The sequence below is a fragment of the Corynebacterium sp. genome (genome assembly GCF_052107835.1).
In the GTDB taxonomy this organism is placed as follows: Bacteria; Actinomycetota; Actinomycetes; order Mycobacteriales; family Mycobacteriaceae; genus Corynebacterium.
In genome coordinates, this window is sequence record NZ_JBQEDF010000092.1 from 1 (window position 1) to 6,525 (window position 6,525).

The following is a 6,525-nucleotide window of genomic DNA, read 5'->3' on the forward strand; positions in this document are numbered from 1 at the left end:
CTAGGTGCGGGTAGGGAAGCATCGCGGAATCCGCTGCCGGCTGCCACGGTTCGGCAGGATCCGTGATGCCAACCGCCGGGCGGCTCAGGACGAGGCGGCTCAGGACGTGTACTCACCCAGCGCCGCGTCGAGGATCCGTGGCTGCGGCAGGTTGTAGTGGTCACAACCGAGGTGGACGTCGAGGGACACGTTCGTGAATCCCTCATGCCTGAACCACTCCGATCCAGCACGTGCCGCAGCGAGAGCGTCGAAGCCGTCCTCGCTGGTTGTCCCGTTGTCCCTGGAGCCCACGGACCAGGTCAGAGGTAGACCGGGAAACATCAACGGTGCGTCCAGCGCATCCGGTGCCCCACCGCCACCCAGCATCAGTGCACCACCGGTGACCAGGTCCTGAACTGACGGCACGATGCCGTAGCTGATCATCTCCGCGCCGCCGGAATACCCCATCCACCAGATCCGTTGTGGATCGACACCGGGGATTGTCAGTACCTCCCGGACAACAAATGCTTCCAGCCAGCGGATATGTGGGTTGAGCCTGCGCCACCACGTGCGACCCCGCCACCGGTGCGGTGTCAGGGGTGCCACCAGGACCATGTTGTGGGACGCTGCCACCGACGCCAGCGACGACAGGAGGCCGGATGGATTCCGGTACTCCTCGTCCCCGTCGCCGTGCAGCCGGACGACAGCCCCGACAGGACGTGAGGGATCAATGCCGTCGGTGAACAGGCGGTACTCACTGCGGCGACGGTGGAACGTGAAGGCACGGGTCTGCACGGGGAGAAGTATAGGGGCCCTTGTGCGGATACGGGCGTGGGTGTACTCTTCCGTGAGGAAACAGACTGATCTGTCTAGTAGTGCTATCAGGAGAACGTCATGCTCATCACCGGACTGGCCGTCGGTGCCGTCCTCGGTTTCGTCATGCAGAGGGGCCGGTTCTGCGTCACCGGCTTCCTGCGCGACATCTTCACCCTGAAAACCTGGCGTGGCTTCACCGCCCTGATGGTGGTCATCGCCGTCCATGCCGTCGGCCTCGCCGCCCTGACCAGCACTGGCGTGATCAGCCCCGAGGTCAGTGACTTCGCCCCGCTCGCCGTCATCGTCGGCGGTGTGGTCTTCGGGCTGGGTATCGTCCTGGCCGGCGGCTGCGCGTCCGGCACCTGGTACCGCTCGGGTGAGGGCCTGGTCGGATCGTGGATCGCGCTGGCGATGTACGCACTGAGCGCCGCCGCGATGAACTACGGCCCACTGTCTGGCATGAACGACTGGCTCGGAAACGTCACCGTCGGTGCCACCACCGTCCCGGAGACCCTCGGCATCAGCCCGTGGTTCTTCGTCGTCGGCATCGTCGCGGTCACGGTGGTGATGGTCCGCCACTTCGTCCTCCGTGACCGGGCCATCCCCACCCCGGCGAAGCTGGCGCCGAAGAAGACGGGCCTGGCGCACCTGCTCACCGAGAAGCCGTGGCACTTCTACGTCACCGGCGCGATCATCGGTGTCATCGGCGTGATCGCCTGGCCGCTGTCCGCCGCCACCGGACGCAACTCCGGCCTGGGCATCACCACCCCGTCCGCCGACCTCGCCACCTGGACCACCACCGGCAGCGGCGACAACTGGAACTGGGGTGTGCTGCTGGTCCTGGGCATCCTCGTGGGTTCGTACATCGCGGCGAAGGCCTCCGGCGAGTTCCGCGTGCGTGTTCCGGACGGACGCCAGGCCGTGCGCTCCGTCGCCGGCGGCACGATGATGGGCGTCGGCGCCGCGTGGGCCGGCGGCTGCACCGTGGGCAACGGCATGGTCCAGACCTCGCTGTTCAGCTACCAGGGCTGGATCGCCCTGCTCGCGATCGCGCTGGGTGTCGGCCTGGCGGCGAAGATCTGGCTCAAGCCGGACGAGCCGTACAACCCGCAGGACGTCCCGGGCACCGACGAAGCCGCAGGGACCGCCGGGAACAGCGCCCAGGTCCGGACGCCGGACGCCGGAGCGTCCTCCCTGAACCTCGGCGGCGTGATGACCGCGCCGGTGCTGACCGCGACGGCGGTCGACAGTGACAAGGGCGACCTGGTGAATCTCGGCGACGGACGTTGGATGATGGACACCCTCGGCGCGGTGTGCCCGTTCCCGCTCATCGAGGCGAAGAACGCGATCAAGCGGATCGACGTCGGAGATGAGCTGGTCATCGAGTTCGACTGCACACAGGCCACCGACGCCCTGCCCCGCTGGGCCGCGACCGACGGGCACGAGGTGACCGAGTTCGAGGCCACGGGGGACGCCGGCTGGGTGATCTCGGTCAAGCGCGGCTCGTAGCCGGCGGGGCGGGTCCACTCTGACCTCCCTGCGGTGGTCAGGTAGGTTCATGGCATGAGTAGACAGCCTTCAGCCCCGGAACGCCGAGATGCTGATGGCTGACACCACCCCCTCCTCCGGCTCCTCCGGTGCCGACGACCAAGCTCCTGCGCTCTGGCGCTACCTGCCGACCAGGGCCTTCCGGCAGTTCACCGCCAACGGCTGCATGGACTTCGCCGCCAGCCTCACCTTCCGCACCCTGCTGGCGCTGTTCCCCGCACTGATCGCCCTGGTGGCGATCCTCGGACTCTTCGGCCAGGACCAGGAGTCCATCACCGACACCCTCAACGAGGTCGAGGCCGTCACGCCGGATGACGCCTGGGGGACCATCGGCCCCATCGTCGAGGAGGTCCTGACCAGCCAGGGCGCCGGGGTCGGACTGGGGATCGGCCTGGTCATCACACTGTGGACTGCGTCCGGCTACGTCCGCACCTTCAGCCGGGCGATGAACGCGATCTACGGGGTGGAGGAGGGGCGCGGGCCGATCAAGAAGAACCTCCAGATGTACCTGCTCACCGTCTTCCTCCTGGTCATGGCCGCATTGGGGGTCATAGCCCTCGGTCTCTCGGGCCCCGTCGCCGAAACGCTCGGGTCGCTGGTCGGACTGGGGGACACCGTCCTGGGCATCTGGGGCGTCGCGCGCTGGGTGGTGATCGCCCTGGTCGTCGTGGGGGTGGTCGGCCTGCTGTACCGGGTCACGCCGAACATCCGGACGCAGGGAATGCGCTGGTTCAGTGTCGGGGCACTGACGGCGATTATCGGTGTGGTGGTCTCCACGCTGGTGTTCTTCTTCTACGTGTCCAACTTCGCGAACTTCGGTGCCACCTACGGGGCACTGGCGAGCGTGATCGTCCTGATGCTGTGGGTGTACATCATCAATATCCTGCTGCTGGTCGGCGCCGTGCTGGACTGCGAGGTGGAGCGCATCCGCCAGCTGCGCGCCGGCCTTCCCGCGGAGGAGTCGCTGCAGCTCGACGCGCGTGACACCTCCGCCAGTGACAAGCTGGAGGAGCAGATGGCGTTGGACGTGGAGCGTGCCAGATCGGTGCGTTTCGCCGCTGTCACTCCGGATACGGAGGCACCGGACACGGAAGAGGAGACGTAAGTGAAGTACGGGTTCATCGGAGTCGGGGAGATCGCCGCGGCCATGGTTGAGGGATTGCTGCGCGAGGGTCAGGACGGGGAGGACGCGCCAGGTCGCACTGTCGTCCTGTCCCCGCGCGGAGCACGGTTGTCCGCGGAGCTGGCGGAACGCCACCCGGACGCGACGGTCGCCGCGTCCAACGCGGAGGTCGCGGCGTCCTGCGATGTCGTTGTCGTGGCGGTGCGTCCCGACCAGTTGGAGGACGCGCTGGACGGGGTGGGGTTCCACGACGGGCAGGTGGTGGTCAGTGTGCTCGCCGGGGTGCCGTTGGAGAGGGTGCGCGCGGCGGTGGATGCCGAGGTCCCCGTGGTCCGCGCGATCCCGCTGCCTCCGGTCGCCCAGCGCGCCGGGATGACCCCGGTGATTCCCGGGGAGCCAGCCGCCGTGGAGCTCTTCGACCTGCTCGGGGGGACGCTGGTGGTGGAGGACGAGACCCAGTTGGCGGTCATCACAGCGGTCACGGGGTCGTGCACCGGCGCGCTGCAGTACGTGGAGACGCTGGTCTCCTGGGCCACCGACCACGGGGTCGCCCGTGGTGTCGTGGAGCCCTTCACTCGCAGCATCATCGCTTCCCTCGCACCGGCGCTGCAGGACTTCGACGTGCCGATGGAGCGGGTCATTGCATCGCACGAGACCCCGGGTGGGCTCAACGAGCAGTTGCGCCTCGGGTTCTTCGGCGAGCGCACGACCGACGTGCTGCGTGGTGAACTGGACGGGTTGCACGACCGGGCGAAAGGCTAGTGAACAGCATTTTTCCCTCTTGTGTGATCCGCACCATATTTTTTCGGCGAAATGGGTTCCCCTTGTGTCTTGTTTCGTCTATGGTTCTGGAGTAGTAACTACAGAACCAGATATGTGACGGAGGACACCATGTCGTGCCCATTCACCGGCAATGCCAGCGAGCTCGACGAGGCGCTGACGGACTCAACCGCAACTGCAACGACCGCGAACCCCGAGAAGACTGAGAAAGCGAAGGCCGGGAAGACGGCCACGTCGAAGGGCGCGAAGGCTCCCCGCACCAGGAAGCAGATGCGGCGGGACCGCAGGAACGACCGCGTCACCCGTGCCGACGAAGGGTTCTTCGGTCCCGACTCCATCGCCTGGAAGGTCTGGAGCTTCCCCGGGTTCGCCCTGCAGGCGTTCGCCCGTGCGGTCACCATTGAGCACCTCGACCCCGACCTGGTTGCCGCGGTGGATGACTCCGGCCAGGTCTACAAGCGCACCCCGGTCCGCTACGACCGAACCATGGAGTACTTCGCCGCGGTGATGACCTCGGACGCCCAGACGATGACGCGCATGTCCGACATCCTCATGAAGGTCCACGACCGCTCCTACGGTGAGAATCCGGTCACCGGCAACGACTACGAGGCCAACAAACCCGAGTCCCAGATGTGGATCCTGGTGACCGCCTGGCACTCCATGCTGTACATCTACGAGACCTTCGGCCCCGGCAAGCTCAGCCGCGACGAGGAGAACGAGTACTGGGAGCAGATGGGCATCGCCGGCTCCTTCCAGCCGATCCGCCTGGAGGACCTCCCGAAGACCCGCGGTGAGGTGCAGAAGTACTTCGATGACTGGCGTCCGAAGCTCTCCGCCTCCGAGGCGGCGATCCGCAACACCGACCACATCATCGACGGTTTCAAGACCATCGAACCGGACCTTCCGAAGTGGTTCATCAAGGTCGGCCGGCCCGTGCTGCGCAAGAGCATCATCGCCACCTACCCGCGCTGGATGCGTCCGATGCTGGGCGTGAAGCAGTCCCGTCTGATGGACTCGCTGTCGATTGCGGTGTGGAAGCCCATTTACAAGGTGCTCGACGCCAACCCGAGGCTGTTCCTCTGGCTGCTCGGCCGCATCTGCCCGCGGGCGGTGCGCTACATGGCCCCGCTGGTGATGGACATTCCCGCCGGGAGCCCGAAGGTGTACACCCCGGAGGTCGCACGCCGGATGTACGGCAACCCGCTCACCCCGCTGGAGCAGCGGGAGGAGCTGCTGCGCAAGCGTCAGGAGGAGGGCGTCGCCCAGAAGGCCTACGACCACAACCACACTGACCAGATCCTGGAGTTCCGGGCCGCCGATTCGGAGGAGGACACCGAGGAGACGCTCGAGAGCACCAAGGCGTACGAGGCCGCGCTGGAGGCACAGAAGAAGACCGGGTAGCCGGTAGTCCCCGGCGGCACGTCTCCGGCTACCCGTGCTCCGTGCGGTCGGCCGGATTCCGTGCAGCCCTGCGTCGGCGGTCCCTGACCACCAGGTAGGCGACCACCGCGACCACGGCCAGGACCAGCAGGACGTAGATCCATGTTGAGTACTGGTCCATCACGTCCGACACGACCGTCCAGTTGTCCCCCAGCAGGACGCCCAGCCAGATCAGCACCCCGTTCCACGCCCCCGACCCGACCAGGGTCAGTGCGGAGAACTTCACCAGGCCCATCCGGTGCACACCGGCAGGGATGGAGATCAGGCTGCGGATCCCCGGGATGAGGCGTCCCAGCAGGATCGATACCTCCCCGTACCTGTCGAACCAGTTCAGCGCCCGGTCCACGTCCCCGGCCTCGGTGAGCCAGATGCGGTCGGCGATCCTGCGCAGCCGGTCCGCCCCGATCACCGCCCCCAGCCAGTAGAGCAGCCACGCCCCGAGCATGGATCCTGTTGTGGCGCCGATGACGGCGGCCCACACATTCAGTTCGCCCTGGGTGGAACTGAACCCTGCCATCGGCAGGACGAGTTCGCTGGGGATGGGAGGGAACACCGTCTCGACGAGGATCGCCAGGCCGACCCCGATCCCGCCGAAGGCCTCCATCAGGGAGACAGTCCAGTCGGCGAAGGTGTCGAACATGGTGGGAGAGGCCTTTCGGGGGGAACGCGACGACAAGGACGCCCCCAACATATGCCACGAACCTGGGAGATTCCTCGGGACGGAATGCGGAATCGCTCCGAGGTCCCGCCAACCCCCGGGTGCGCAAAGAGTTTCACACCCCCGCGCTTGGGTTCTAGTGGTCGTTGCAACACCCCTGACCAGTTCAGGAGGCCACCAT

Annotated in this window: 6 protein-coding genes; 4 read left to right on the forward strand and 2 right to left on the reverse strand. The window is 66.7% G+C overall.

What is annotated here, in order from left to right; all coding sequences use genetic code 11:
- Positions 1-99: 99 nt before the first annotated feature.
- Positions 100-774, reverse strand: coding sequence for a hypothetical protein (locus tag ACTIL2_RS14945; protein ID WP_442338269.1), 675 nt, complete (start codon positions 772-774; stop codon positions 100-102).
- 99 nt (positions 775-873) lie between these two features.
- Between ACTIL2_RS14945 and ACTIL2_RS14950 the strand changes: the two genes are divergently transcribed.
- From ACTIL2_RS14950 to ACTIL2_RS14965, 4 genes are all read left to right on the forward strand, one after another.
- The gene (locus ACTIL2_RS14950) at positions 874-2,304 is read left to right on the forward strand and encodes a YeeE/YedE thiosulfate transporter family protein (RefSeq protein WP_442338270.1); all 1,431 of its coding nucleotides are present in this window, start codon (positions 874-876) and stop codon (positions 2,302-2,304) included.
- 94 nt (positions 2,305-2,398) lie between these two features.
- Complete coding sequence (locus ACTIL2_RS14955) at positions 2,399-3,448, forward strand: YihY/virulence factor BrkB family protein (protein WP_442338271.1); 1,050 nt, start codon at positions 2,399-2,401, stop codon at positions 3,446-3,448.
- The gene (locus ACTIL2_RS14960; RefSeq protein ID WP_442338272.1) at positions 3,449-4,228 is read left to right on the forward strand and encodes an NAD(P)-binding domain-containing protein; all 780 of its coding nucleotides are present in this window, start codon (positions 3,449-3,451) and stop codon (positions 4,226-4,228) included. It begins immediately after the preceding gene.
- Between the two features lie 129 nt (positions 4,229-4,357).
- Positions 4,358-5,647, forward strand: a complete 1,290-nt coding sequence (locus ACTIL2_RS14965) for an oxygenase MpaB family protein (protein ID WP_442338273.1) — start codon at positions 4,358-4,360, stop codon at positions 5,645-5,647.
- Between the two features lie 28 nt (positions 5,648-5,675).
- On the opposite strand, the gene ACTIL2_RS14970 is transcribed toward ACTIL2_RS14965, so the two are convergent.
- Positions 5,676-6,326: a DedA family protein gene (locus ACTIL2_RS14970; RefSeq protein ID WP_442338274.1), complete on the reverse strand. Its 651-nt coding sequence runs from the start codon at positions 6,324-6,326 to the stop codon at positions 5,676-5,678.
- Between the last annotated feature and the right edge of the window lie 199 nt (positions 6,327-6,525).